Origin of the sequence: Vibrio thalassae, assembly GCF_900089835.1 — a bacterium.
Taxonomy (GTDB): Bacteria; Pseudomonadota; Gammaproteobacteria; order Enterobacterales; family Vibrionaceae; genus Vibrio; species Vibrio thalassae.
On the sequence record NZ_OANU01000022.1, the window covers coordinates 25,525 to 51,583 of the forward strand.

A 26,059-nucleotide genomic window follows, 5' to 3' on the forward strand; every position below is an offset into this window, starting at 1 on the left:
ATTCATCTCATTTAATAGTGACAAGAATCACAATATTTAACTCATAGCATGTAAAATAGTTAGCGAAAAGGATCACACTTTTATTAATACATTCCATTTCCACTTCAAATAACCCTGCTATTATGCAACTGAGATGTGCATTAATCGCCCAACAATAGGCCTTATTGTAATTAAATTACCAAAATGTCGTTTGAATTTCACCCATTCTCTGACAAAGTACCGTAATAAAAAAACACCGTGAAATTTAAAGGATAAAAACATGATTAACGCGCTACTATTTGATATGGACGGCTTAATATTTGATACCGAATCTGTGTATAAAAAGAGTTGGCAATACGCCGCAAAACAAATGGGCTACGAGCTAACTGATGACTACTATCAAGGATTCATTGGCGTGCAGGATCCTGATTGTGAGCGTATGCTGTGCGAACATTTTGGGGAAGGATTTGACCTGGAAGCGTACAAAGTTATTCGTGACCAACACTTCCGTAAAGCGAGAGAAAAAGGTGTCGACTATAAGCGCGGTTTCCATGAACTCTTCAAAACCGCGAAGGAACACAACCTAGTAACCGCACTCGTGACCTCCTCACACTTGCCTGAAGTAAAACACAACTTTCAAGACTCTGACTATCTAGAACAATTCGATACTGTTATTACCGCTGAAAATGTCGCAAACGGTAAACCGAGGCCAGATTGCTACATCATGGCATGCCAGCGCTTAAATTTGGAACCAAGTGAATGTTTGGTACTAGAAGACTCCAACAACGGTATGCGCGCAGGAAAAGACGCGGGATGTCAGGCTGCGATGATTCCAGATATCACCCCTCCGAACAAAGAGATTGCTGAAATCGCTGACTACTTATTCGATTCATTAGAGCAAGTCACCGCCCTTATTCACAATCAACCAAGATCTTAATTTAGGTCAATAGTCGCTCTTGTAATAGCAAAGTGCCGATACAACAAAGCCCCACTTTATAAGCGGGGCTCCTTCAACCTAGGGATAAATCATCACTTCTTAAGCTGCGTAAAGTAATCAAAGATGACTGGCACATCATTTTGAGCTAGACCTGAATCAACAGCCCCTTGCAGACTCTTAGACGTGCCCTCAGCAATCAGCGATTCGGTGCCTAGATCAGACACCATTTCTAAAAAGTAGCCCAGATCTTTGTTTGCATTCGCAATTGAGAAACCTAACTTTTCTTCACCATCTACTGCGTAGAATTTGCAAAATTGCATAAATGGAGAGTTAGATGGGCCAGCAGACATAATATCAAATAGCTGTTGACCATCTACACCTGCGAGTTTTGCAATCGCGAACGCTTGCGACATAGTGGCGACAGTCGTCATACCCATAAAGTTATTTACCAGCTTCGTCACATGTCCAGAACCTAGCGCACCAAGGTGAAATACATTTTCGCCTTGTTCATCAAGGACCGGTTTCACTTTGTTAAACGTGTCAATGTTACCCGCAGCCATAATGTTTAGCAGGCCATCTTTAGCATGAGCGGGAGTGCGACCCAATGGAGCATCGATCATGCCAGCACCACGTGCGGCAAGCTCCTCGCCAATTTTACGAGTAGAGGCAGGGATTGAAGTACCAAAGTCGATAAGTGTCGCCCCTTCTTTAATACCCGCTAAAATACCTTCGTCACCATAAACCACTTTCTCTACTACCGCTGAAGTGGTTAAACATAGCATTACGATATCGCTGTTTTCAGCAAGCTCTTTCGCCGTTTTTGCTTCTTTAGCGCCACGAGCTACACAAGCAGCAACAGCGTCTTTGTTTAGGTCCATTACGTTGAGTTCGTAACCACGGTTTTGAAGGTTCTCAACCATGTTACCGCCCATAAGGCCTAGGCCGATGAAACCAATGACTGGTTTTGTCATGTGTGACTCCTAAAATACTATTGTATGACTATTGGAGTTAATCATATATGCTCTAAGTAGGTTAAGCAATCCAAACAACACCTGATTTTGTGATCAATACCCGATTATGAGAGCTACCACTCGAAATTAGAACATATAATCATACAAAAGTACTTTTCCATTACGTTCTGGTAACACAACACTAGCTAACCGCGTATTTATCTTACTCGGCCCCTAGGTCTGGGCTCGTATCATGGCTATAGTTAACAGAGTCTCAATAACACCAAAAAAGCATAGACATGAGCGAGTTAACAGGGATTCATTGGCCCGACTATTACCACCCTAAAAACGCTTCCGTACACGTCAAAAAACAGATTGTCGTTCCTTCTGAGTGTGAACGAATCTGGTCTTGTATCGTTCAAGCCCCTTGCTGGCCCAACTGGCATCATCGAAAAACCGCGGTTCAGATCCTTAAATGAGACACGCGGGAGCTTCACAAAGGCACGGTATTTAACTGGATTACCAAAACCATGAGTTTTGAATGTACGGTAGTAGAATACATTCCGTTTGAACGCATCGCCTGGAAAGGAAAGTGTGGCGATGTCGATATGTATCACGCTTGGTTGCTAGGCCCTTGCGACGAAGGTTGTCGGATTGTCACTGAATCTACTCAGCGCGGCGGACTTCGCTGGCTGACCGGAAAATTTGTCGCCAAGCAAGTGGCGTCTCATCATCAGCAATGGCTATATCAATTGTGTGAACAAGCCAAAGGTTAGACTGAGTCATCATAATGGACCGGCTTGAACACAGTAAAACATCCTTGTTCACGGCCCACCATGGGGCATATCATCGCCTCGAGTTGCCTTCTTTCACGGTAACGTTTTTAGCATCCATACGTCACAGCCGTTATGCAACGTGCCTTCATAAGGCGAATTTAAATGGGTGAAGCCAAATTTCTCATACAATCTTATTGCTGCGGACATGGACGCTAATGTGTCTAGGTAACAAGATGTATAACCTTGCTCCCTCGCAAAAGACAAACACTGTTGTACGAGTTTCTTACCCAACCCAAGTCCCCGGGTTTCTGGTAAAAGAAAGAGCTTTTTTAACTCACACACACCGTCATAAAGGCCAAATGGCGCGAGACCGCAGCCACCTACAACCTTACCGTTCACTAGCGCGACAAGATACACACTGCGATTGGATTCACTGTAGTTTTCACTCATTGCTAACACTTCTGGGTCTGAAGGGCCAAAACCCTCGCCAATCGCACCAAATTCTGCACCCACGGACTGAATGACAGCACACAGCGCTGCGTCGTACGCTGGTATTGCGCTCACTATTTCAACCTTCATTACGTTCCCTACTTCGCTATTAGAATCCTTTCACATTCACCGTTTGAGCGCTCTGCAAAAGGAAGTATTAGTTTAATTAATAACAATAAAAAGCGATAGTTTCGCCGATGTGTTTCAGCAATTAACCCGTGATGGAAGTGAAAAATATAATATATAAGTTATTGGTTATTCCTGAAAGTAGGCAGGATCGGAGTAGTGTCTTGGTTTAAGTTGCAACGTATATAGAAAATATAGTTAGGATACAAAACGTTAATTGGTATCTATCTTAAAACTGAACTAAGTTAGTAGCCATAAAATAGCCACATAAGCTGCTTAGGATTTCTATGAACAAACTCATTATTTTCGCCCTAACACTCTTTGTTTCGCTGCAGAGTGTCTTCGCCGCCACTACAGAGACGAGCAATTCGGATCAGTTAGATGAGCCTTTGGTCAATATTAAGATGATGTTGGATCTGAAAGGATTAGAGCAATCTATTGATCGCTCTGCTATTGCTATCGACAATTTGGCGACATCGTTGACCTTACTTTCGCGAAATGAAAGCCTCAATGAGGAACAACGACAGGTGCTTGTTGATACTATGGATAACATTAACGAGCTCACCGAAATGTCAAAACAATCACTCATCGCTTTGCCAGGTGCTCTGGAGCAATCCCAAAACTCTATTGCGAATAGCACCAAAAAGTTTGCTTACGATGTTCGATTTAACGTGTTGTTATTACTTGCTCTACTCGTTGTAGCTATTATTTTGTCGCTTATTGCAGCGTACTGGTTTATCCTGCGCCCCATGCAAGGGACGATTCTCCACGCCACAAGAAACGTGTCTAAAATGGCCAGTGCGATCCATCAAACTGCAGAGTCGTTAGAGACCACAACAGCCAACCAAAAAGAACTCACACGGCGCCTACAGGTATTCGAACAAGATCATCATCAACCGGATGACCACACATCGCGAAGTTGAGGCCAGCCCCATGTTGTGATTTCAACACCTTTTAAATTGCCTTGAAAGCTCAGTGATTGTCGATGATGAAACATTGGGCTAACAATGCCTTCATGAATAAGTAAAGAGCCCAATTGCTCTAACTGAGCAAGATACTCGGATGGTGCAAAAGTCGCGCCCCAAAAAACCGCAAGCGCTTTGCTATCGCTATTCCAACCAGGTTTAGTAAATAAAAAAATTCTCATTCACATTTCGTTGCCATTTCATTACTAACAATCGTACTATGATGCCCTTTTCCATTTCACGATAACGACAATGTTCTCTAGACAGCGTTTTGCGACTATCGCTATAACATGTTTACCAGCTGTTGCTCATGCTACTGGGCTTAATTTTTGGGAATCTTCAACCTCGAATAGTGCGCTTGCTGGCGCGAACGGCGCTCATGCCGTCGATGCTAGCGTTTTAGCGACAGCACCCTCGAGTATGACTCAACTTAGCCGAACGACCATCACTGCTAACGTAACTCAATATCAAGTCGATACTGACTACTACATCCTTGGCACCCAAAGCCAATACTCAAAAGCTAACCCAATTCCTGCCGGGTTTTTTGTTACACCAATGACTGACAATTGGTATTTTGGTCTGTCCGCTTATAGCCGAACTGCTGCTGATATTACCATTCCAGTTCTCATTCCTGTTGTCACAAATGAAACTCGCATGCGCCCAATTGTGGTCTCATTTGCCCCGAGTGTCGCAGTCAAGATCAATGATGTCAGTGTGGGATTCACTGTCGAGTATCAGTATGCGAGTTACCTACTGGAGAAAAATGCGTGCTTCATTAACTGCACGATGTCAAAAGAAGAAGGAACGACAGGTGGATGGAGTGGCGCAATCAGTGCGACTTGGCAAGTTGATGATTACCTATCTTTAGCAGCGAGTCACAAACTAGACAGTGACTTTGGCAATGACGATATTCAATTTAACTTGCCATCAATTACGAGTCTTTATAGTACATTCGCACTAACTGATAATTGGCGTTGGCACAACACGTACTCGCTGAGCCGTTGGCACAATCAAGGCATTACGTATATCCATTACCTCGACCCTGTCGGCCTTTTAAAAGGCTCTCGTCATAGTCAACGCTATGCCACGTCCATGACTTACGATTGGCGTGATTTTACTTTCCGAGGTGGTGTCAGTTTGGATAAAGCTATCGATGCTTATGGCGGAGAAGACATACGATACCGCCTAGGAATGTCTTATCGGGTCTCTGAACATCTCACTCTAGATCTCACGGGCTTTATCGAAGACTATGCACACAAGCAATATACCAGTGGTTCGTTTACACTCGTCGATGTACAGAATGATGGTTCTGGCCTTAGTTTAGGAGCCAGTTACCACTTCTAAACACTCACCATCGAATATAAATGGGCGTTCCGATTTTAACCAGTTTAACGAGCTCGTCCATTTCATCATTCGTGATAGCGATACAACCGTTAGTCCAATCAAAGCTCTGCACAAACTGGGCTGGTTTAGTATTGTTATTTTTCAGTCCATGAATTTTTATATTTCCACCTGGCGCGACACCTAGGCTCTTAGCTCTGTTCTTATCTCTCAGATTCGGATAGCTGATGTGCATGGAGCGGTAAAAAGCCGAATCGTTCATCACAAAATCGAGATAATACTTGCCCTCTGGTGTCCTATTGTCACCTTCCTGAATCTTGTGTCCTCGTGGGTTCTTACCCAGCGCGATTCTGTATTCACGAACAACACTGTCACCATCCATTAGATACATGCGCCTTACCGACTTCTTTACCTCAACACGGTCGATTTTGACCTCAGGAGACACCTCCAAGCCAAATGAACGAAATGGTAATGCCACCATCACCAAAACAACTAATAACCACTTATACATCAGTTCTTCCCCTAACAACTGACACGAATTTTAACCTTTTCTGACACACGATCCAACGCGGTGTTTAAATGCATATCTTTAGTTAGTATAGGAATAGACTCAGCATTTTTATTGTTGCCATGAAGCAACACAGTTTCAATTAAATCCCCATATATCAACAATAATTCTTCAACTACAATACAGACATCTTCAAAAAAGAAGTCAAATATCAAATAACACTTTAGAGGGTGAACAAATGAAAAAGCTGATTGTAATTACGGGTGCAAGTTCTGGTATTGGTGAAGCGATTGCTCGACGTTTGAGTAATGCAGGTCACCCACTATTACTTTTGGCGCGCCGCGTAGAGAAGCTTGAAGCACTGCAACTTCCTAACACACTGTGTGAAAAAGTCGACATCACTGACAAAGCTACGTTTGAAGCGGCAATCGCTAAAGCTGAAGCGCAGTTTGGTCCTGCCGATGCCCTTATCAACAATGCTGGCATAATGTTGCTTGGTCAAATCGACACTCAAGATTCTGCTGAGTGGAAGACCATGTTTGATGTTAACGTGCTAGGTCTATTAAACGGTATGCAAGCGGTACTAGCTCCAATGAAAGCTCGTAATTCTGGCACCATTATTAACATCAGTTCTATCGCTGGTCGCAAAACATTCGGTAATCACGCTGCCTATTGCGGTACTAAGTTTGCTGTTCATGCAATCTCAGAAAACGTACGCGAAGAAGTCGCAGAGTCAGATGTACGCGTTGTCACTATCGCGCCGGGTGCCGTTGAAACAGAACTTCTATCACATACTACGTCTCAAGAGATTAAAGATGGCTACGATGAGTGGAAAGAAGTGATGGGCGGTGTGCTCGCTGCTGATGATGTCGCTCGTGCGGTAGAGTTTGCTTATTCGCAGCCTCAAAACGTCTGTATCCGTGAAATCGTGTTAGCACCAACACGTCAACAACCATAATCAGACACACTTTTAGAAAGTATAAGGCGGCAATGTATTGTCGCCTTATTTTTTTGTAGGCAAATGACCAGTTTTGAACCAAAGGGTTGTCGGTTCTGTTACATAAGGTACATGCTGGCTTGCATGTGGGCTTCGAGTCCAGGTTCCTTTCGGGTACTCTCCATGTTCATCGATCAGTGTCCCTTCAAGTACCAATAACTCTTCACCACCGAAATGACCATGTGAATGGTAAGCATCGGTACCGTTCCATCGCAGTAAAGCCACGTTTTCCTGCTTGAAACTGTGTAGCGGTAAGATTTCCATTTCGCCAATCACAGGCTGCCAAGATGCCTGATTCGTGTCTATCCTCACGTACTCCAGATCATGCTCATCAAACTGATTGAGCTTCACCAAAATGACGCACCCGTGCTCACTAAAAGGCGCATGCGCGCTGCCCGGAGGATTTCTAAGATAAGTACCCGCAGGGTAGTCGCCCAGTTCATCCGAAAACACACCTTTCAATACCAGGATTTCTTCTCCTAGAGGATGCGTATGCTTGCTAAACCGAGTTCCAGGGAGATATTCAACAATACTGGTCACATGACCGGATTCAGCGGCTTCTCGCTCTAACGGTTTTCGATTCACTCCATTTGCGGGGGAAGCTACCCAGTCCAATGCCAAGGTATCAATGACAAGTCTTTGAGTAAAATCCATATTCAACATACGACAGAATCCTTATTGAGCAATGCTTAAGTATAAGATAATTGTTTCAAAACACGTACAGATATTTCAATATATCAAATTACATCCCTAATATTGTCATTGTAAGCAGTTGTAAATTTATGAGCCACTCGCTTTTTATACAATTATTAAAACTGTAAAATCTAATACATAGCTTGACGTCGCAAATTATATTCTACCAATGACATAAAATAAGCAGTAGATAAATACTGTTCACGTTTCAAAGGAGAAGCGATATGGAAAAAATAATTAACACTATCGGCCTATGTATTATAGCTAGTAAGTACGCCATTGTGCTGCTTATGGCAGGCATTACATTTAGTACTGGCGTACTAGCCACAGAGTTAATCCTCTATAGTGGACTAGAGAACTCAGAGTAAGTTCCAAATAAACTATCGCAGGGAATATTAGCGGCATTCAATTTAAAATTCTTTTAGTTGCTTAATATTTCGGGGAGACTTATTACTCCCCATTTTTTATTCCTCATATCAAATAAGATAATATTTCCTCCCATCATCTATTTTTCACATTTTTTTACTTTTAGCGTGTCTACGTGAAGACAATTGTATACAATAGCCAATTAGATATTGTATTGCTGTTCTTTGTAAAGGAAGTCTCATGCCCGCTGACTGGTTTAGTCATACAGCTCTTATTGCGATGTTGTTGATCTTTTTGGGTTCATTTGTTCAAACCGCTATTGGATTTGGCTTGGCTATTGTGGCTGCCCCATTGTTGTTTCAAGTGTCTCCCGACTATGTGCCAGCCCCAATTTGTCTGTCAGCATTATTCATCTCATTGCTTAACGCTACCAAACATCGTTCTAATATCGCCATTGGCGGTTTAAAAATGGCCCTGATTGGGCGAGTGCCCGGTTCCATTGCAGGAGCCGTATTACTGCTCTATGTCTCCACACAAGTTTTATCCCTTTGGTTAGGGATTCTAGTGGTGTTTGCCGTCATCGTGAGCCTATTGCCTTTTAGAATCGAACCTACCCCAACTCGAATGGGTGTTGCCGGTTTCTTCTCTGGATTTTTTGGTACCAGCAGTGCCATTGGAGGCCCGCCAATGGCTTTGCTACTGCAACATCAGGAAGCGAACCAATTGAGAGGTAACTTATCCGCTTTCTTTGTCTTTAGTTCTATTATGTCGCTCGTAGTTCAGGCACCGATAGGTTTTCTTACGCTGCACCATCTCTATATTACCGTGCCTTTGATTCCCGCTGCGTGGTTAGGATATAAATTGGCGTTAGTCACCACTCACTCCTTACCAAAAGAAAAAATCCGTCTTGGAGCCCTTATTATGTGCTCTATCAGCGGCATGACTGCGATCTTTCAAGGCATTTTTCATTAACTACAAATACAAAGAAGGAGGCAAATGCCTCCTTCTTTTATTCTAATCACTGAACAACTACTGATAAAACGCTCTCTTTAGTGCCAGCTCTACACCGCGAATTTCCGCGAGCCCTTTAAGACGACCAATACAAGAATAACCTGGGTTCGTCTGTTTCTTCAGATCATCGATCATTTGATGACCATGGTCAGGTCTCATCGGAATCATACGAGTTTCACCAGCGCTCACTCGACGGTTCTCTTCTTTAAGCAACGCGTTGATGACATTATACATATCCACATCACCTTCCAAATGAGCCGCTTCATGGAAGCTCATTGGGTTGTCCTCACGTTGCGTAGAACGTAAGTGAGTAAAATAGATTCGCTCACCGTACGACTCAATCATTTTCACCAAGTCATTGTCACCACGCACACCGTACGAGCCTGTGCACATTGTGATACCGTTCATCTTACTTGGCACCGCTGTCGTCAATGCTTCAATGTCTTCAATCGTAGAAACAATGCGTGGTAGTCCTAGGATTGGGCGTGGTGGATCATCAGGGTGAACCGCCAATTTCAATCCATATTGTTCACATACTGGCATAAGCTCTTGTAAGAACAGAACCATATGTTTACGCAATTTTTCTTTGCCGATACCTTTATAGGTATCTAGACGCGCTTGAAACTCTTCAAGTGTGTACCCTTCCTCGGCACCAGGCAGTCCAGCAATAATGTTAGACGTTAGTTTATCGATCTGAGCTTGAGACATAGCGTCAAAACACGCCTTCGCATCCGCTTGCTCCTGTTCGGTATATTCAGCTTTCGCGCCTGGACGTTTGAGAATAAATAGTTCAAACGCTGCAAACTCGATTTGGTCAAAACGCAGTGCTTTTGAGCCATCAGCTAATTCATATTCCAAATCTGTACGCGTCCAATCTAATACTGGCATGAAGTTATAACACACCGTATCAATACCGCATTCAGCAAGATTGATTAGCGATTGCTTGTAGTTATCAATCCACTGTTGATAATTACCAGAACGCGTCTTAATTTCTTCATGTACTGGTACACTTTCTACAACCGACCAAACAAAGCCTTTTGCTTCAATTATTTCTTTACGCTTTAATATTTCTTCTTTTGTCCAAATTTCACCATTTGGAATATGGTGCAGAGCATTTACAATACCAGTTGCTCCCGCCTGTTTAATGTCATCTAGTGATACAGGGTCATTAGGGCCATACCAACGCCATGTTTGTTCCATATTAATTACCTATCTTTGGACAAGACTAGTGCGTAGCGAATAATTTCATACTCACTAGTCGTTATTATTATTGAAGAGCTAAATTGTTATTTTTAACTAACGGAAAAGGAAGCCGTCAAATTGCGGATCATCTACGTCAGATAATTCAAATAACGTTTGTTTTACGTTTTCCAAGTGTTGCCACATCGCTTCTCTTGCACCTTCAGGATCTCTACGTTGAAGGGCAAGCAACACTTTTTCGTGATCGTCTAACCAAGCGGTACGATAATTCATGTTAGTGATACGTGAGTGCAACTGTCTCCACATTGAACTCTCATCGCGGCGCATCCAAAGATCTTTAACAATATCACTAAGGACACTGTTTTGAGACGCTTCTGCAATGGTTAAATGGAATAGTTCGTCGCCATCGTAATCCCCATGACCTGTTTCCAACTGTTGACGCTCAGTATCTAATGCTTCTCTAAGACGACCGATATCGTTTTTCGTCACATGCATCGCAGCAAAACTAGCGATTTGGCTTTCGAGTACTTGTCGAGCTTGAAGTAACTCAAAAGGGCCAATGTCAGAATTTGCTCTAAGCGTCGCCAATTGAGATTGCTGTGCGTCAGCAGAAGGCTTTGCATTAACGTAAACCCCAGAGCCTTTGCGAACTTCAACTAAACCTTGTAGCTCAAGCATGATAATCGCTTCACGCACCACTGAACGGCTCACTTCCATCTCTTCAGCAATATCACGTTCTGGAGGCAGTCTGTCTCCTATTTTGAATTCATCTGATTGAATACGCTCTTGAAGCGCAAGTCCGATTTCTTGATACAGTCTTTTCGGTGCAGTAATAGCGATATTCATAGCATCGTCTTATAAATTGGTCTTAGGTTAATAATATCCACTTGGTTTAAATTGGTCAACCAATTGGTTGACCAATTATATCTCATTTTAAGCTTTCTTGTTTCAACTTGTTATAGAAGTCAGCAAGTAGCGTAAATGACTCTTTTTCGTAAATTTGTCATTCGAGATGAGACCTTTACGGTTCCAACCTTTCTGGAACATGTTCTGACGACGCTCCACACGGAACTCATAAAGAATCCATGGCGAAATGCCTTTAATGTAATCCAGTTTTTCCAGATATTCGATTTGCTTTTTGTATACATCTGTCATGTATGACTCGCTGAAGAAGCCAGTTTTCGGCGCACCCTCACCAATGAAACCATCAGCACCAGTCTCCGAAATAACAACCGGTTTACCTGGATTAGAGTTTTCACCGATTTCGATAAGGTCATCAAACACTTCTTCATACCAACCGTAATACTCGTTGATACCAATAATATCTAGATGCTCAGCCAAACGGTCCTCAATCTTGTTCTTCGCATGGTTAACCAAACAAGCTGCAGAAACTAGACGACAAGGATCATTGTCACGAGCGGTACGAACTAGACCAGACATAAACTCTAAGCGCGCATCCGTATCAGCGTTCTCATTACCCACTGACCACATAATGATACTTGCGCGGTTACGGTCACGTTTAATCATCTCTAGTAGTTGGTTTTCAGCGTCTCGGTAAGTTGCTGGATTTTCGAAATCTATCGCCCAATACACTGGTATTTCAGCCCAGATAAGGAAACCAAGCTCATCGGCCATTTTGGTCGCCATTTCATGGTGCGTATAGTGCGCAAATCGCATGTAATTGCAGTTCAGCTCTTTCGCATGCTGGAATCGACGCTTTAGGTCTTCCGGTGTGACAACCTTGCCTATCGCTTTGTCATCTTCATGGACACTGATACCACGTAAGAAAGTATTCACACCATTAACAAAGATTTCAGTACCTTTAACTTCGACCTGTCTAAAACCGATACGATCAGTGACGACATCATTCCCGTAGGTTGCTGAAACATCATACAGTTTCGGACTTTCTGGAGACCAAAGCTCAGGCTCAACGCTTAATTCTATTGTTGCTTTTCCATCTACAATTGACAGTCTCTCATTGATACCCAACTCCTCAATTGCAAAGGTAATTTCAGACTGTGAACCTTCAACTTCTACGTCAACATGCACTAAGTTATATTGACCGTTTGGTACTAAGTAGACATGTAAATCTCGAATGATCTCTTTTGGGGTTCTGACAATCTCGATATCACGGTATATACCACCATAGTTGAACCAATCGGTATTGCGCATCGGAACTCGGTCTAGAGTGCGAGTATTGTTTACGCAACACATTATCCAGTTACGACCTTGGTTTAACTTATCGGTGAACTCTGCAAAAAACGGAGTGGAACCACCGTAGTGATTACCTAAAAACTCGCCATTTAAGAACACCTTACAATCATATTGTGCAGCACCAATACGTAAGAATACGCGCTCATCGGCACCAAACTCTTCATAGTCCCACGATTTTGTATACCAAGCACTCCCTTCGAAAAAGTACCACTTCTCCTTTTGCATTTGCCAACACGAAGGAACTGGAATGGTTTCGCCGACGTATGGGTCATAATCCCAAGGTTCAATTCGTTGTTCTGCTGGCATCGGCTTCATGTCATACCAACGTTGACGAAGGCCTGTATCTAAAAGGTCAACCGCAAAGTTCCAATGCCCATTAAGAGACTCTGTGTTGCGTCCCCCCATGAATAGCATGTTGGTGTGGTTTAAATTCTGTAAGTTAAAAGGCACATCATATTGTTCATCGTGCAAACAATTGATGGCATTTTCAGCAAGCTCAGAACGTTCTAACATCTTACGTAAACTCCGAAAACGGGAGCACAAAACGTGCTCCCAAACTCAATCATTATTGAACTGCTAACGCATCAATTCCGCGTACATAGTCCGCAATTGCTGGGTTGTTTAACGCAGCGTCATGCATAGGTTTAACAGCATCAACAAATGGCTGCTTCTCAACTGTTACAAATTTAACGCCCATACCATCTTTTGCTTTTTCGATAGCTTCGTTAGTCATTTTGGTCCATAAGTCTTTGTGGTACATCATTGAGTCTTTAGCCGCTTTCTTAAGTGCTTCTTGTTGGTCTTGAGGTAACTTGTCCCAAACTTTGGAACTGATGACCAATACATCTGGAATCATAGTGTGCTCATCTTGGCTAAATACTTTCGCCACCTCACCATGACGAGCTGTTGTTAGAGCTGTCGGGTTATTTTCAGCACCATCCACAACGCCTTGCTGCATTGCAGTATATAGCTCACCGTAGGAAAGCGGTGTTGGTGACCCACCCATTAACTTGATCATTTCAACTGCCGTTGGGCTAGGTTGAACACGAATTTTCATACCACTTAGATCAGCTGGAGAATTGATTGCCTTTGATGCGTAGAAACTGCGTGCACCGGCATCGTAATATGTAAGACCAACAAAACCCTTGTCGTGAGAAGATTCAAGAATTTTCTCTCCGACTTCACCTTGCATTACACGGTAGTAGTGGTCACGGTCACGGAAGATATAAGGAATGTTAAACGCACCATAAGCTGGTTCAAATGCTTCCATTTCACTCGCATTTGATTTCGCAATGTCTAAAGCACCATTCTGTAGCAATTCCATCGATTCACGTTGAGTACCAAGCTGTCCGTTTGGATAAATACGGATACGAACTTCACCATCTGTCAGCTCTTTCACTTCATCAGCCATGTACTGCATTGATTTATGCACAGGGTGATTACGGTCTTGGTTGTGGCTAAGTTTTAGCGTGGTTACTGCAGAAGCGGTAAAAGAAGTCGATGCAGCGAGAGCACAAGTAACGAAAGTTGTTAGTGCTGTTTTGTTCCAACGCATAGGGGAGTCTCCATTCAATTTATGTTCAGTTATAGGATTAATTATTACAATTCGGTTAACCAATTATGGCTAAATTCCGTTTCTTATTAACTACGCTATCAATCTGAACCATCACCAACCAATAATCAACGTAAAAAATCGAATTGGTTGACCAATGTCATACTTTCACCGCCTAAATTGGTTGGACCAATTTTATTGTGAGATTTATCACAAGCGGTTTCAATTTACTGTGTTTAAATCTGCTCAACCTTACCTCTTGCTTTTTTTCCCAATTATAAGACGAAGGATTTCGTCAACTAGGAGATGTTATGAATAAGCTCATTACGATAATGAATAAGGTTTTATCCTTATTCTGTATTTCGCTGAGTAGTGTTTTAGTTGTTTGCGTGTCTTGGCAGGTGTTCTCTCGCTATGTATTAAACGCGCCGAGTACATTCACTGATGAAGTTGCCCGTTTTCTCTTTATCTGGGTTGGTTTGATGGGTGCAGCTTATACGTTAGGGCAAAAACGCCACCTTGCTATTGACTTATTAGCAATGAAAATCGAACACGACGAAGTTAAACATAACAAGTTGAAGTTACTGATTAATATGATCAGCATGTCTTTCGCCTCCATCATTATGGTCTATGGTGGCGGTAGATTAATGTTAAAAACTCTAGCGACAGGTCAAGTATCTCCCGCTCTAGGTATAGAGATGGGTTTAGTGTATGCCGCAATTCCTCTTGCGGGCTTATTTATGGTGATTTATTTGGTCCAAGATATTCTTGAGAATATCGCTTTTATGACCTCAAAAAATACCAACTCTTCCACTCTTTCAAACCAATAATTAATAAGGAATATTACTGTGGAATGGCAAATAATTATTGTTTTATTTGGTAGCTTTTTCCTTTTCCTAGGATTAGGGGTTCCGATTTCGTTCGCTATTGGTATTGCGTCATTATTAACGGTAATGATGACACTACCTTTTGATGCCGCTATCGCCGTTATTTCTCAGAAAATGGCATCCGGCCTTGATAGCTTTGCTCTACTAGCAATACCATTCTTTATCCTAGCGGGTAATATCATGAACCAAGGCGGTATTGCACTTCGCCTTATTGAATTCGCAAAAGTACTTGGAGGCCGCCTCCCAGGGTCGTTAGCTCACGTAAACGTACTTGCTAACATGATGTTTGGTGCTATTTCAGGTTCAGCCGTGGCCTCTGGCGCAGCTGTAGGTGGCACCATGGCACCGCTACAAAAGAAGGAAGGCTATGACCCAGCCTACTCTGCAGCTGTTAACATTACTTCGTGTCCAACAGGTTTATTAATTCCACCGAGCAATACATTCATCGTTTATTCTCTGATCTCAGGTGGTACATCAATAGGTGCACTTTTCCTCGCAGGTTATATCCCTGGCATAATTATGGGACTTGGTCTTATGATCGTTGCCGCTATTATTGCTAAGAAACGAGGCTATCCTGTTGCCGCTAAACCATCGACCTCTGTTGTCATTAAGAAAACACTTGATGCTTTACCAGCGCTGAGCTTAATCATCGTCATCATGGGCGGTATCATCGGCGGTATTTTCACAGCGACTGAAGCATCTGCCATTGCTGTTGTTTATACGCTATTACTAGCTGTAGTTTTCTATCGTGAAGTATCGATCAAACAGCTTCCGGGCATCATTCTTGAATCTGTCGTTACGACATCCATTGTTTTACTACTTATAGGTGCGTCAATGGGCATGTCGTGGGCAATGGCGAACGCTGATATCCCTTATATGATAAGTGATGCCTTATTAGCCGTATCGGAAAACCCATTGATCATTCTGCTGATCATCAACTTGATTCTGCTTATTGTCGGTATCTTCATGGATATGACACCAGCGCTACTGATCTTTACACCTATTTTCCTTCCAATCGCGATGGACCTAGGTATGGATCCAGTTCACTTCGGTATCATGATGACCTTCAACCTATGTATCGGTATCTGTACTCCACCTGTAGGTAGTGCGCTGTTTATCGGTTGTTCTGTAGGCGATGTGAAGATCGACAAAGTTATCAAACCATTACTGCCTTTCTACGCTGTATTGGTACTAGCACTAATGCTAGTGACTTTCGTACCTCAAGTAAGCCTGATACTACCTCAACTATTCCTAGGCTACTAATCTCACCAAATATCATTCTGAGAGCCCGTTTGGGCTCTCTCTATTGAAAGGAATTCTAAAGTGAAGACCATTAGAAACTGGCAATTTAAGCAGCAAAATAATAACGAAGTAATTCTAAGCTGCGACGACAAACACACTCTCCATTTATTCGTACTAGAGAACCATCTAATTCGTGTGTTATTCCAACGTCACAATACTCTTCGCCTTGACAGAACTTGGATGGTGGCACCCGATGGTAACGATGTACCATGGGAAGGTCGCGACAGAATGTCACTAGAGGGGTTCACCTTACCAACATTCGAACTCTACGAAAACCAAGATACTCTATGCGTTGAGACAGAGCAGTTGCGTTTAACTGTCCACCAGCCTCTATGGATGGAGTGGGAACATAAAGTAAATGGTGAGTGGAAACCATTAACTAAAGATCGCAAAACAGGCGCATACCAATTGGGTGTCAGTGAACCAGGTATTGCCCACTTTATGAATCGTGGTGACAACGAACTATACTACGGTCTTGGAGAGAAGACCGGCAACCTCAATCGTGAAGGTCGTCGTTTTGAAATGCGCAACCTAGATGCAATGGGTTATGACGCAAGCAAGACCGATCCACTGTACAAACATGTTCCTTTCTATATAACTAAAACGACCTCTGATGAAAGTGGCGCATCGTTTGGTGTTTTTTATGACAACTTAGCAAGTTGCTGGTTTGATTTAGGAAATGAGCTGGATAACTACCACATCAAATACCGTAGCTATCGTGCCGAAGATGGTGACCTAGACCTGTATTTCATGTACGGCGAAAGCATTAAAAATGTGACTCAACAGTTTGTCCGTTTAACTGGTGGCACTGCCTTTGGTCCGAAATGGAGCTTGGGTTACAGCGGCTCAACCATGCAATACACAGACGCACCTAATTCTCAGGAGTTACTAGAAGGTTTTGTAGACCAGTGTGCAGAGCACGGTATCCCTTGCGACTCGTTCCAACTTTCTTCGGGTTATACGTCTATCGGGGACAAACGCTATGTCTTCAACTGGAACTACGAAAAAGTTCCTAATCCAAATGCAATGTCAGACCATTTCCATGCTCATGGGCTGAAGCTAGCTGCAAATATTAAGCCTTGTTTGCTACATGACCATCCTCGTTTCGATGAAGTCAAAGAGAAAGGCTTGTTCATTAAAGATTCCGAGTATGACCTCCCAGAAAACTCGGTGTTCTGGGATGCGGACGGCTCACACCTTGATTTTACCAATCCAGAAACTATCAAGTGGTGGCAAGACAATGTTAAAGAGCAGTTATTAGAGAAAGGCATCGACTCTACTTGGAATGACAATAACGAATACGAGATATGGGACAAGAGTGCACGTTGCTTCGGTTTCGGCAAAGAGATTCCTGTGGGCCTGATTCGCCCACTACAACCATTACTCATGATGCGAGCTTCTTACGAAGCGCAGACCGAGTTCGCTCCAGAACTTCGCCCATACCTGATTTCACGCTCAGGGTGCCCTGGGATGAACCGCTATGTTCAAACTTGGAGTGGTGACAACAGAACCAACTGGACCAGCTTAAAATACAATATCAAAATGGGTTTAGGTATGAGCTTGTCTGGCTTGTATAACCTTGGTCATGATGTTGGTGGTTTTTCGGGCGACAAGCCTGACCCTGAACTCTTCGCTCGTTGGGTACAGAACGGTGTTATGCACCCACGTTTCACCATCCACTCTTGGAATGACGATGGCAGCGTTAACGAACCTTGGATGCATCCAACTGTCACTCCTATTATTCGTGACGCAATGAAGATTCGTTACCAGCTTCTTCCTTACATCTATGATTCGTTGTATCAAGCTCATACTCATGATGAACCAATGCTTCGCCCTACGTTCCTAGACCATGAGCATGATGAAAATACCTTTATCGAAAATGACGACTACCTACTAGGAAAAGATCTACTCGTCGCTTCTGTAGTAGAAGAAGGACAACGTGAGCGTGACATCTATCTTCCAAATAACGAGGATGGTTGGTACGACTTCTACACAGGTCAATGGTATAGCGCCGGTAACACAATTTCCGTCGCCGCACCACTAGAGCGTATCCCTCTGCTTGCTCGTGCAGGTTCAGTGATCCCGACAAGTGCGAGAATCGCTAATGCCAACGCCCAAAAAGACGACCGTCGTGGCCTGAATATTTACCCACTCCAAGGCGTGGGACAGACTCAATGTAGCATTTTTGATGATGACGGTGAGTCTAACGGTTATCTTGCAGGCAACCACATTACTCTGAATATCGAAATGGTTTGCGACAACAACATCATTACTTTGAATATCACTCGTACCGGTGACTTCCTACCGGCATATGACACATTAACGCTGAACCTTCCAAACAGCGAAAAACGTCAACTCATCGTTAACGGAAATACCTATCAAAACGGTGATGCGTTTCCACTTTCAGCGGCTAAATAAGGAACCGATTCAATGACAAATATCAGTAACCACACACTGAACGCATCTGTAAGCCAACCTAACTACCTGCGTTCTGAGCTGAAATCACGAATCGTTCACCTAGGTTTCGGTGCATTCCACCGCGCACACCAAGGACTCTTTACTGATGAAGTTGCGCGAAGATCACAAAGCGATTGGGGTATTTGTGAAATCAACCTTTTCGGTGGAGAAGAGTTAATTACTTCGCTACGTGCACAAGATCATTTATATAGTGTCGCTGAAAAAGGCGCTCAGTCAACTGACGTCAAAGTCATTGGTTCAGTAACAGAATCTCTACACCCAAGTTTAGACGGCATCGATGCTATTATTGAGAAGATGGCCGAGCCACAGGTCGCCATTGTTTCAATGACTATCACTGAAAAAGGCTACTGCGCAGACCCTGCTACTGGTCGACTAGATAAGAACAATCCTTTAGTGGTTGCAGACTTAGAAAGCCCATCTTCTCCAAAATCAGCACTAGGCTATATAGTGCAAGCCTTGAAAGTTCGTCGAGAACGTGGGCTATCACCATTTACTGTCATGTCTTGCGACAATGTACAAGAAAACGGTCACGTGGCGAAAGCGGCTATTTTAGAATTCGCTAAGTTATTAGATGCTGAGCTAGGCGCCTGGATTGAGGCAAATGTAACTTTCCCTTGCACTATGGTAGACCGTATCGTTCCCGCAGCAACGGAAGAAACGCTACGTGAAATCACTGAACTACTCGGCGTTGAAGACCCATGTGGTATTGCTTGTGAACCTTTCCGCCAATGGGTAATCGAAGACAACTTCGTAGCTGGCCGTCCAGATTGGAACATCGCTGGTGCTGAGTTCGTTGCAGACGTTGTGCCTTATGAAGAGATGAAGCTAAGAATGCTCAACGGTAGTCACTCCTTCTTAGCTTACTTAGGTTACCTCGGTGGTTACGCTCATATTTCAGACACGATGACAGATGCCGGTTATCGCAAAGCCGCTTTCGATATGATGATGTTAGCGCAATCCCCATCACTAAAGATGCCCGAAGGAACAGATTTAGAAGCTTACGCCAAGCTGCTCATTGATCGTTTCACTAACCCTAGCTTAAAACATAAGACTTGGCAGATCGCGATGGACGGTAGCCAAAAGATCCCTCAACGTATGGGGGGAAGCCTAAAATTCCATCTAGACCAAGGTTCTGAATTTAAGTGGCTTGCCGCTGGCATCGCTGGCTGGATGCGTTATGTATCGGGTGTTGATGAGCAAGGCAACGAAATCGACGTTCGCGACCCAATGGCGACAATGCTTCGTAGTGTCTGCGATCAGCACGGTCTGAATGTCACTGTCGTCCCAGCATTACTTGGTATCGAAGCGATTTTTCCAGCTGATATTGGCCGTAACCTTCAGGTTATAAACGCCGTTTCGAGCGCTTATCAATCACTAATCGACAATGGTGCAAAAGCGACCGTCGCGGCACTTTAAGGGTGAGTTAAGGAATTAATGATGAAAGACTTTCTATGTGAAGATTTTTTACTGAGTAATGAAACTGCTCGCCGCCTTTATCATGAGCATGCGGCGGACCAGCCAATTTACGATTACCACTGCCACTTAAATCCAGCCGAAGTCGCAAGCAATCGTAAGTTCGATAACCTCGGTCAAATTTGGCTTGAAGGCGACCACTACAAATGGCGCGGTATGCGCTCAGCTGGTATTCAAGAGCAATTGATCACAGGTTTTGCCTCTGATTACGACAAATTTCAAGCGTGGGCAAAGACAGTACCTATGACGTTAGGTAACCCGCTCTATCACTGGACGCATTTAGAGTTGCGTCGACCATTTGGTATTACAGGGAAGCGACTTAGTCCCGAGACGGCTGACACCATTTGGAACCATTGTAACGAGCTGCTACAAACGCCTGAGTTTTCAGCACGCGGTATTATGAAGCAAATGAATGTTGCCATGGCCGGGACAACTGATGACCCAGTCGATACGCTTGAACATCATAAAGCGATTGCTGATGATGAAAGTTTCGATATTGAAGTACTGCCTAGTTGGCGTCCTGATAAAGCCTTCAAAATTGAGTTGGATGGTTTTGCAGACTATATGACGTTACTAGGCCGCGCAGCAGATGTTGAGATTAACAGTTTCGCAACCCTGCTTGACGCACTTGATAGACGTCTTTCTCACTTCGATAATCACGGCTGTCGTGCAGCCGACCATGGCATTGAAATCGTTCGCTACGCACAAATTCCATCAGAGCAAACGTTAGACCACTTGATAAATCGCCGCTTAAGCGGAGAAAAACTTACAGAAGAAGAGTGCGCACAATTCTCTACTGCGGTCCAAGTCTGGTTAGGTAAACGCTACGCCAAGCTAGGTTGGGTAATGCAACTGCACATTGGCGCACAGCGAAACAATAATACACGCATGTTCAAATTGCTTGGTGCAGATACCGGCTTTGACTCCATTAGCGACCGTACCTTTGCATTTGAGTTAGCTCACCTCCTAGATGAAATGGACCAAAGTAATGAGCTACCTAAAACCATTCTTTACTGCCTAAACCCTCGTGATAACGAAATGATGGCAACAATGATTGGAAACTTCCAAGGTGGCGGCATTGCGGGCAAAGTTCAGTTTGGCTCTGGTTGGTGGTTTAACGACCAAAAAGATGGAATGCAGCGACAAATGGAACAGTTGTCTCAACTGGGTTTACTAAGCCAGTTTGTTGGTATGTTGACAGACTCTCGCAGCTTCCTTTCTTACACTCGCCACGAGTATTTCCGTCGTATCTTGTGTGACATGATTGGTCGCTGGGCGGAAAATGGCGAAGTACCAAACGACCTATCACTGTTAGGTCCTATGGTTGAAGATATCTGTTTTAACAACGCCAAGCGTTATTTTTCCATCAAGTAATTGGGAGACTTACGATGAAACATATCGCCATCATTGGTGAATGTATGATTGAACTAAATGGGAAACCATTTGGTGAGATGCATCAGACGTTTGGTGGAGATACGCTTAATGCCGCGGTTTATTTGAACCGTGGCTGTCAGCTTAACTCTGAGGACACCTTAATAAGAACCTCCTTTGTCAGCGCTTTGGGAACCGACGCGATCAGCGAAGCAATGATTGCGCGTTGGCAAGATGAAAATATCGATACGCAGTTCGTGTTGCGTGACGGGGATCGAACGCCCGGTCTCTATCTTATTCAGCTAGACGAACAAGGGGAACGGACGTTTCTCTATTGGCGTAACCAGTCAGCCGCAAAATACCTGTTACAACACCCTAATTTTGACACCATTGCTCACGCTCTAAAGTCGACAAATATGGTCTTTCTCAGCGGCATCAGCTTAGCGATTTTACCCACTGAGGATCGAGTCAAACTTTTCGGCTTACTTAACGAGCTAAAACGGAATGATGTCGAAATAAGCTTTGATAGCAACTATCGTCCAGCTTTGTGGCCTTCAGATGAACTTATTACCGTCAAAGAAAACTACCGCCAGATGTATCAACTTACTGATATAGCATTAGTCACCTTTGATGATGAAAAGCTAATTTGGGGAGACCTCAATCCTCAAGCAACCATAGAGCGACTTCATAGTGAGGGCATCAAAAATGTTGTGCTAAAACTGGGCGCAGAGGGTTGTTTAGTTTCAGAAAACTTTGGCAAGCAATCCCTAACCGTTCCCACGCAGCCCGTGAAAAATGTTGTAGATACTACATCGGCGGGCGACTCATTTAACGGCGGCTTCCTCTCCTGTTATCTCGCTGGCGGCTCAATGGAGCACTCTTGTCAGAGAGGCAATCGTCTCGCGGGAATCGTTATTCAACATAAAGGGGCAATAATCCCCAAGACTGCGACTGATGTCGTGACCCAAAAACATTAAGGAATTTACATGTCGACTATCAACGAACAACTACAGGCGCTTAAAGTCATCCCTGTTATCGCTATCGACAAAGCGGAAGATATTATCCCTTTAGGCAAAGTGCTGGCTGAAAACGGCCTACCTGCTGCTGAGATCACTTTCCGCTCTGAGGCTGCAGTCGAAGCGATTCGTTTGCTAAGAGAAGCGCAACCAGATATGTTGATTGGAGCTGGTACGGTTTTAAATCGCGAGCAAGTGATTGCAGCAAAAGAAGCAGGAGCGACATTTATTGTTTCACCTGGTTTCAACCCAAATACCGTTAAAGCGTGTCAAGAGCTTGAGATCGACATTGTACCCGGAGTCAACAACCCAAGTACGGTTGAGGCGGCGCTAGAAATGGGGCTCACTACTTTAAAATTCTTCCCAGCGGAAGCATCTGGTGGCGTTAGTATGGTGAAATCACTGTTGGCACCCTACGGTGATATTTGCTTAATGCCAACTGGCGGAATCAATCCTAAGAATATCAAAGGCTACCTAGCGATCCCTCGTGTACTTGCTTGTGGTGGGACATGGATGGTTGATAAAAAGCTAATCGAAGCTGGGGAATGGGAAGAACTTGCTCGACTTACCCGTGAAGCGGTTGCATTAGTGAATAATTAATCTGTATTGTTGAGGCTCCAGAAGGAGCCTCCCAAGCAATAACGAAAAGGATTGTTATGAAGATTTTGTTCCTGCACACTTTAGCGAGCAACATCACTCTCTTTAAACCTCTAGCCGCAACATCGCTCCCTAAACATGACATATTCCACGATGTCCAAGAATCATTTCTAAGCAACATACGCAAAACAGGGCCAACCCCCTCTATCGTCAAGCAGATTCAAGGTTATTTAAACCAGCAGCTTACTCAAGGCTATGACTTTATTGTCTGCACTTGTTCAACCCTGGGCCCCATTGTGGATGCTTACCCTGATAACCGTGTTTTTCGAGTCGACCGACCGATGGCAGAACAAACCATTGGCTACAGTCAGATACTTGTTGCTGTTACGCTTGAAAGTACGATAGAACCCACTCGAACTTTACTAGAAAGCTGCAACAACCATTCTCAATTCGAGTTTTTATTTATTCCTGCGGCGTGGGAACATTATGTCGCGGGCTCAACGCAGGCTTTCAATTCAAGCATTGCAAACACTATCACAGAGCATCGTACACATTCTACAAACCGTTATGATGCTATCCTGTTAGCGCAAGCGTCGATGGCATATGCATTAGCGGATTGTCAGTTTGACATTACCGTTTTGTCCAGCCCACAAAGTTGCCTGAACTATCTGGAGAAGCAATTAGAATGACGTTAATGCTATTCGCCCAACTTGTTGGTGGTGTTGCTTTTATCTTTGGAATCATGGCATTTTTACAAAAAGACGACCTTCGTTTCCGTTACTGTATGGTCGCGTTTTGTTTCATCATGATGGTACACTTTGCCATGATGGGGGCCGTGGTTGGTGCAATAGGTGTCGCTATCAATGGTATTCGTGCTTTCGTCTCCATTAAAACTCGCTCTAAGCGCGCCATGTGGTTCTTCATTGTCATTCTAATTGGCATGACACTCCCCAATGTCTCCTCTCCTGTAGAGCTCTTACCAATTATTGGTTCCGCAGTGGGTACATGGGCGCTATTCTCCGCATCTGGTATCAAAATGCGAAGTTTCATTTTATTCAACTCCGCATGTTGGTTTACCCATAATATGTGGATTGGCTCTATCGGCGGTTCACTAGTCGAAGGTACATTTCTAATAGCTAATACCGCCACGATATATCGCTTATGCATGAAACAACACGAACCAGCATAAAGCTGGTTCAATCCTATCACTTGAGCTATTAAAGTTTAGTCATCGATTTAGGACATGTATCAAGGTGAGTCGTCACTACAAGTCCAGTTTCCGTCAAACAGATATTGCCTGGTGCGCCTCCCTCTTCAGCCACCGAAACGAAAGTGCACATTGCTCCGAATATCAAAATAAGGACTGCTTTCATATTATTCTCCGCGTGATAACCATGTTAAAAGAAGATTTTCCTTTGCTTCGTCATTATTAGCTTAGTTGAGAAAATATGAGAGAGATTTAATTTTATCTTTATTTATCATAAAGATGCATTCAACCAATACAATAAGCAAACTCATTTATCAGCCAAATAATAACCCCTCACCTCAAATTCTGGCCATTGACGAATTCATGCTTCATGTAAATATATTTACACTTACGTTAAGGGTTCATAAAATTCATGAATAAAAATTAACCTCAAAATCACACATGCTTATTAATAACTTTTTACAATCTAGCTCTTAATGACCATTTAGGCTGCTCGCTATGAAAATGAACAAAGCAATCGTTGCAATATTTGTTAGCGTATTTTTGCTAACTGGTGCTAGTATCATCAATCTTGATACCTCCCCAACACAGCAACAGTTTCAGGCCTCAGCAAACGTGGTTAAAGACACCTACGAATCACAGTTATTTACTCTTTCTGCCTATAAACAAGGTCATTTCGGACTACGTATGTATAGACAGACTCAGGACCCTAGATACGATGCGGTCGTTTTAAATGACCTTGCAAATGTGACTTCTAGAGTCAATGAAATTGCAGCAGAAGTCACCACACCAAAAGCAATTCGTAGCTATTCTTTACAGCGACTAAATGACTATAAGCAAGGCAAGGACGAACGCAGTCAACGCCGCTACGAGGCCACTAAGGATCAGCCTGAGTATTTCTATATGGGGCTGGACTTGTTGCGTTATTTAGCAAGACTTAACGAGTACGGTGTTGTTCATAAAAATGACAAACAACTTAGACGTATTCTAAAGCAATACAATTTCGAGCCAGTCTTAACCGATCCACAAATGATTACGGCTTGGGCTGCACAATTGGCTAATCAAGCTTATTGGCTTAAGCAGATCGACGAAAAAGATCTTGTCGATGAGTTTATTGCCGCCTTTCGAAAGACCTACCCTGATAGCGAAGACTATCGTTTGAGCAACCAGCAGTTTGGTAACAAACTTTATGGTATGACTCATATTATCCTTGCTGACTCGGGCTATTATCAACGATTGGTCGATGAAAAAGAGCACCAGTGGATCTTTGATTATTTCAGAAAGAATATTGATGACATCATCTTGCATACCAAAGAGGACATCGTTGCCGAAGTTGGACTCTGCTTCTTACTCGCAGGATTAGATGACGATCCTGTGGTCGCAAAAACCAGAAAGTCGATTCAGGAGGCCATTGATCAGGACAAAGGCATGATCCCGTCGGTGTCAGGTGACTTTGATTTTGCTTATGGAGAACACCGCAATGTGCTTGCGATTATGCTCCTTGATTGGCAAACGCCTAAAGAGGGGCCCAGCACGGTAACCGTTCCACAGCTATTTTCTACTCTGCCTTACGGTGTAAAAATGAAACCCACATCGATTTAACAAGTCATGCCGCGGCAACGAA

The 26,059-nt window shown here is 43.5% G+C and carries 27 protein-coding genes; 17 read left to right on the top strand and 10 right to left on the bottom strand.

Going from position 1 to position 26,059, the window contains the following annotated elements; genetic code table 11:
• Window positions 1-259 precede the first annotated feature (259 nt).
• Window positions 260-916 (top strand): HAD family hydrolase, encoded by a 657-nt coding sequence (locus VTH8203_RS08745; RefSeq protein ID WP_096993326.1) that lies wholly within the window; start codon window positions 260-262, stop codon window positions 914-916.
• A 92-nt stretch (window positions 917-1,008) separates the two neighbouring features.
• On the opposite strand, the gene VTH8203_RS08750 is transcribed toward VTH8203_RS08745, so the two are convergent.
• A complete protein-coding gene (locus tag VTH8203_RS08750; RefSeq protein ID WP_096993327.1) occupies window positions 1,009-1,887 on the bottom strand; it encodes an NAD(P)-dependent oxidoreductase in 879 nt (292 codons plus the stop codon).
• Window positions 1,888-2,396: 509 nt separating this feature from the next.
• Here VTH8203_RS08750 and VTH8203_RS24985 point away from each other — a divergent pair.
• Window positions 2,397-2,642 (top strand): SRPBCC family protein, encoded by a 246-nt coding sequence (locus VTH8203_RS24985; RefSeq protein WP_244181177.1) that lies wholly within the window; start codon window positions 2,397-2,399, stop codon window positions 2,640-2,642.
• A gap of 93 nt (window positions 2,643-2,735) precedes the next feature.
• On the opposite strand, the gene VTH8203_RS08760 is transcribed toward VTH8203_RS24985, so the two are convergent.
• Window positions 2,736-3,221, bottom strand: coding sequence for a GNAT family N-acetyltransferase (locus VTH8203_RS08760; RefSeq protein WP_096993328.1), 486 nt, complete (start codon window positions 3,219-3,221; stop codon window positions 2,736-2,738).
• 323 nt (window positions 3,222-3,544) lie between these two features.
• Between VTH8203_RS08760 and VTH8203_RS08765 the strand changes: the two genes are divergently transcribed.
• Window positions 3,545-4,180, top strand: a complete 636-nt coding sequence (locus tag VTH8203_RS08765) for a hypothetical protein (protein WP_096993329.1) — start codon at window positions 3,545-3,547, stop codon at window positions 4,178-4,180.
• Here the strand turns inward: VTH8203_RS08765 and VTH8203_RS08770 are convergent.
• On the bottom strand, window positions 4,150-4,404 hold the full coding sequence (locus tag VTH8203_RS08770) for a hypothetical protein (protein ID WP_244181178.1): 255 nt from the start codon (window positions 4,402-4,404) through the stop codon (window positions 4,150-4,152). The two genes, VTH8203_RS08765 and VTH8203_RS08770, sit on opposite strands and share 31 nt — an antisense overlap.
• Before the next feature lie 70 nt (window positions 4,405-4,474).
• On the opposite strand from VTH8203_RS08770, the gene VTH8203_RS08775 reads away from it, so the two are divergent.
• The gene (locus VTH8203_RS08775) at window positions 4,475-5,566 is read left to right on the top strand and encodes an OmpP1/FadL family transporter (protein ID WP_096993330.1); all 1,092 of its coding nucleotides are present in this window, start codon (window positions 4,475-4,477) and stop codon (window positions 5,564-5,566) included.
• A 4-nt stretch (window positions 5,567-5,570) separates the two neighbouring features.
• Here the strand turns inward: VTH8203_RS08775 and VTH8203_RS08780 are convergent, their stop codons facing one another.
• Entirely contained in the window at window positions 5,571-6,074 is a 504-nt protein-coding gene (locus VTH8203_RS08780; RefSeq protein WP_370739213.1) for a L,D-transpeptidase family protein, read from the bottom strand.
• A 235-nt stretch (window positions 6,075-6,309) separates the two neighbouring features.
• Between VTH8203_RS08780 and VTH8203_RS08790 the strand changes: the two genes are divergently transcribed.
• The gene (locus VTH8203_RS08790) at window positions 6,310-7,029 is read left to right on the top strand and encodes an SDR family oxidoreductase (protein WP_096993332.1); all 720 of its coding nucleotides are present in this window, start codon (window positions 6,310-6,312) and stop codon (window positions 7,027-7,029) included.
• Window positions 7,030-7,074: 45 nt separating this feature from the next.
• Here the strand turns inward: VTH8203_RS08790 and VTH8203_RS08795 are convergent, their stop codons facing one another.
• Window positions 7,075-7,731 (bottom strand): cupin domain-containing protein, encoded by a 657-nt coding sequence (locus tag VTH8203_RS08795; protein ID WP_096993333.1) that lies wholly within the window; start codon window positions 7,729-7,731, stop codon window positions 7,075-7,077.
• Window positions 7,732-7,985: 254 nt separating this feature from the next.
• Between VTH8203_RS08795 and VTH8203_RS24730 the strand changes: the two genes are divergently transcribed.
• Both VTH8203_RS24730 and VTH8203_RS08800 read left to right on the top strand, forming a co-directional pair.
• Entirely contained in the window at window positions 7,986-8,129 is a 144-nt protein-coding gene (locus VTH8203_RS24730; protein ID WP_167385806.1) for a hypothetical protein, read from the top strand.
• A 238-nt stretch (window positions 8,130-8,367) separates the two neighbouring features.
• Window positions 8,368-9,099 carry a sulfite exporter TauE/SafE family protein gene (locus VTH8203_RS08800; protein ID WP_096993334.1) on the top strand — a complete coding sequence of 244 codons (732 nt, stop codon included), beginning with the start codon at window positions 8,368-8,370 and terminating at the stop codon, window positions 9,097-9,099.
• A gap of 57 nt (window positions 9,100-9,156) precedes the next feature.
• Here VTH8203_RS08800 and uxuA read toward each other — a convergent pair whose 3' ends face one another.
• The 4 genes from uxuA to VTH8203_RS08820 form a co-directional block, all read right to left on the bottom strand.
• Window positions 9,157-10,338 (bottom strand): mannonate dehydratase, encoded by a 1,182-nt coding sequence (gene uxuA, locus VTH8203_RS08805; protein ID WP_096993335.1) that lies wholly within the window; start codon window positions 10,336-10,338, stop codon window positions 9,157-9,159.
• Window positions 10,339-10,434: 96 nt separating this feature from the next.
• Window positions 10,435-11,184, bottom strand: a complete 750-nt coding sequence (locus VTH8203_RS08810) for an FCD domain-containing protein (RefSeq protein WP_096993336.1) — start codon at window positions 11,182-11,184, stop codon at window positions 10,435-10,437.
• A 102-nt stretch (window positions 11,185-11,286) separates the two neighbouring features.
• A complete protein-coding gene (locus tag VTH8203_RS08815; RefSeq protein ID WP_208617728.1) occupies window positions 11,287-13,065 on the bottom strand; it encodes a glycoside hydrolase family 2 protein in 1,779 nt (592 codons plus the stop codon).
• A 52-nt stretch (window positions 13,066-13,117) separates the two neighbouring features.
• The gene (locus tag VTH8203_RS08820; protein ID WP_096993337.1) at window positions 13,118-14,107 is read right to left on the bottom strand and encodes a TRAP transporter substrate-binding protein; all 990 of its coding nucleotides are present in this window, start codon (window positions 14,105-14,107) and stop codon (window positions 13,118-13,120) included.
• Between the two features lie 308 nt (window positions 14,108-14,415).
• Here VTH8203_RS08820 and VTH8203_RS08825 point away from each other — a divergent pair, with 308 nt between their 5' ends.
• The 9 genes from VTH8203_RS08825 to VTH8203_RS08865 are packed head-to-tail and all read left to right on the top strand — an operon-like array spanning window position 14,416 to window position 24,417.
• Window positions 14,416-14,934 carry a TRAP transporter small permease gene (locus tag VTH8203_RS08825; RefSeq protein ID WP_063603016.1) on the top strand — a complete coding sequence of 173 codons (519 nt, stop codon included), beginning with the start codon at window positions 14,416-14,418 and terminating at the stop codon, window positions 14,932-14,934.
• Between the two features lie 18 nt (window positions 14,935-14,952).
• Window positions 14,953-16,254: a TRAP transporter large permease gene (locus tag VTH8203_RS08830; RefSeq protein ID WP_096993338.1), complete on the top strand. Its 1,302-nt coding sequence runs from the start codon at window positions 14,953-14,955 to the stop codon at window positions 16,252-16,254.
• A gap of 60 nt (window positions 16,255-16,314) precedes the next feature.
• Window positions 16,315-18,711, top strand: a complete 2,397-nt coding sequence (locus VTH8203_RS08835; RefSeq protein ID WP_096993339.1) for a glycoside hydrolase family 31 protein — start codon at window positions 16,315-16,317, stop codon at window positions 18,709-18,711.
• 12 nt (window positions 18,712-18,723) lie between these two features.
• Window positions 18,724-20,187: a fructuronate reductase gene (locus VTH8203_RS08840; RefSeq protein WP_096993340.1), complete on the top strand. Its 1,464-nt coding sequence runs from the start codon at window positions 18,724-18,726 to the stop codon at window positions 20,185-20,187.
• 21 nt (window positions 20,188-20,208) lie between these two features.
• Window positions 20,209-21,618, top strand: coding sequence for a glucuronate isomerase (uxaC, locus tag VTH8203_RS08845; protein ID WP_096993341.1), 1,410 nt, complete (start codon window positions 20,209-20,211; stop codon window positions 21,616-21,618).
• Between the two features lie 14 nt (window positions 21,619-21,632).
• Complete coding sequence (locus VTH8203_RS08850; RefSeq protein WP_096993342.1) at window positions 21,633-22,592, top strand: sugar kinase; 960 nt, start codon at window positions 21,633-21,635, stop codon at window positions 22,590-22,592.
• A gap of 9 nt (window positions 22,593-22,601) precedes the next feature.
• Complete coding sequence (locus VTH8203_RS08855; RefSeq protein WP_096993343.1) at window positions 22,602-23,231, top strand: bifunctional 4-hydroxy-2-oxoglutarate aldolase/2-dehydro-3-deoxy-phosphogluconate aldolase; 630 nt, start codon at window positions 22,602-22,604, stop codon at window positions 23,229-23,231.
• 56 nt (window positions 23,232-23,287) lie between these two features.
• Window positions 23,288-23,917, top strand: a complete 630-nt coding sequence (locus tag VTH8203_RS08860; protein ID WP_096993344.1) for a hypothetical protein — start codon at window positions 23,288-23,290, stop codon at window positions 23,915-23,917.
• Window positions 23,914-24,417, top strand: a complete 504-nt coding sequence (locus VTH8203_RS08865; RefSeq protein WP_096993345.1) for a YgjV family protein — start codon at window positions 23,914-23,916, stop codon at window positions 24,415-24,417. Before VTH8203_RS08860 ends, VTH8203_RS08865 begins: the two co-directional genes overlap by 4 nt.
• 28 nt (window positions 24,418-24,445) lie before the next feature.
• On the opposite strand, the gene VTH8203_RS24735 is transcribed toward VTH8203_RS08865, so the two are convergent.
• Complete coding sequence (locus VTH8203_RS24735) at window positions 24,446-24,601, bottom strand: hypothetical protein (RefSeq protein ID WP_167385807.1); 156 nt, start codon at window positions 24,599-24,601, stop codon at window positions 24,446-24,448.
• A gap of 332 nt (window positions 24,602-24,933) precedes the next feature.
• Between VTH8203_RS24735 and VTH8203_RS08870 the strand changes: the two genes are divergently transcribed.
• Window positions 24,934-26,037 carry a DUF3541 domain-containing protein gene (locus VTH8203_RS08870; RefSeq protein WP_096993346.1) on the top strand — a complete coding sequence of 368 codons (1,104 nt, stop codon included), beginning with the start codon at window positions 24,934-24,936 and terminating at the stop codon, window positions 26,035-26,037.
• Window positions 26,038-26,059 lie beyond the last annotated feature (22 nt).

Coding starts and splice junctions, on each gene's coding strand:
- VTH8203_RS08810 (WP_096993336.1), bottom strand. CDS start 11,184: ATGAATATCGCTATTACTGCACCGAAAAGACTGTATCAAGAAATCGGA.
- VTH8203_RS08855 (WP_096993343.1), top strand. CDS start 22,602: ATGTCGACTATCAACGAACAACTACAGGCGCTTAAAGTCATCCCTGTT.
- VTH8203_RS08750 (WP_096993327.1), bottom strand. CDS start 1,887: ATGACAAAACCAGTCATTGGTTTCATCGGCCTAGGCCTTATGGGCGGT.
- VTH8203_RS08760 (WP_096993328.1), bottom strand. CDS start 3,221: ATGAAGGTTGAAATAGTGAGCGCAATACCAGCGTACGACGCAGCGCTG.
- uxaC (WP_096993341.1), top strand. CDS start 20,209: ATGAAAGACTTTCTATGTGAAGATTTTTTACTGAGTAATGAAACTGCT.
- VTH8203_RS08745 (WP_096993326.1), top strand. CDS start 260: ATGATTAACGCGCTACTATTTGATATGGACGGCTTAATATTTGATACC.
- VTH8203_RS08800 (WP_096993334.1), top strand. CDS start 8,368: ATGCCCGCTGACTGGTTTAGTCATACAGCTCTTATTGCGATGTTGTTG.
- VTH8203_RS08815 (WP_208617728.1), bottom strand. CDS start 13,065: ATGTTAGAACGTTCTGAGCTTGCTGAAAATGCCATCAATTGTTTGCAC.
- VTH8203_RS08790 (WP_096993332.1), top strand. CDS start 6,310: ATGAAAAAGCTGATTGTAATTACGGGTGCAAGTTCTGGTATTGGTGAA.
- VTH8203_RS24735 (WP_167385807.1), bottom strand. CDS start 24,601: ATGAAAGCAGTCCTTATTTTGATATTCGGAGCAATGTGCACTTTCGTT.
- VTH8203_RS08770 (WP_244181178.1), bottom strand. CDS start 4,404: ATGAGAATTTTTTTATTTACTAAACCTGGTTGGAATAGCGATAGCAAA.
- VTH8203_RS08765 (WP_096993329.1), top strand. CDS start 3,545: ATGAACAAACTCATTATTTTCGCCCTAACACTCTTTGTTTCGCTGCAG.
- VTH8203_RS24985 (WP_244181177.1), top strand. CDS start 2,397: ATGAGTTTTGAATGTACGGTAGTAGAATACATTCCGTTTGAACGCATC.
- VTH8203_RS08860 (WP_096993344.1), top strand. CDS start 23,288: ATGAAGATTTTGTTCCTGCACACTTTAGCGAGCAACATCACTCTCTTT.
- VTH8203_RS08850 (WP_096993342.1), top strand. CDS start 21,633: ATGAAACATATCGCCATCATTGGTGAATGTATGATTGAACTAAATGGG.
- VTH8203_RS08825 (WP_063603016.1), top strand. CDS start 14,416: ATGAATAAGCTCATTACGATAATGAATAAGGTTTTATCCTTATTCTGT.
- VTH8203_RS08780 (WP_370739213.1), bottom strand. CDS start 6,074: ATGTATAAGTGGTTATTAGTTGTTTTGGTGATGGTGGCATTACCATTT.
- VTH8203_RS24730 (WP_167385806.1), top strand. CDS start 7,986: ATGGAAAAAATAATTAACACTATCGGCCTATGTATTATAGCTAGTAAG.
- uxuA (WP_096993335.1), bottom strand. CDS start 10,338: ATGGAACAAACATGGCGTTGGTATGGCCCTAATGACCCTGTATCACTA.
- VTH8203_RS08840 (WP_096993340.1), top strand. CDS start 18,724: ATGACAAATATCAGTAACCACACACTGAACGCATCTGTAAGCCAACCT.
- VTH8203_RS08795 (WP_096993333.1), bottom strand. CDS start 7,731: ATGTTGAATATGGATTTTACTCAAAGACTTGTCATTGATACCTTGGCA.
- VTH8203_RS08775 (WP_096993330.1), top strand. CDS start 4,475: ATGTTCTCTAGACAGCGTTTTGCGACTATCGCTATAACATGTTTACCA.
- VTH8203_RS08820 (WP_096993337.1), bottom strand. CDS start 14,107: ATGCGTTGGAACAAAACAGCACTAACAACTTTCGTTACTTGTGCTCTC.
- VTH8203_RS08865 (WP_096993345.1), top strand. CDS start 23,914: ATGACGTTAATGCTATTCGCCCAACTTGTTGGTGGTGTTGCTTTTATC.
- VTH8203_RS08870 (WP_096993346.1), top strand. CDS start 24,934: ATGAAAATGAACAAAGCAATCGTTGCAATATTTGTTAGCGTATTTTTG.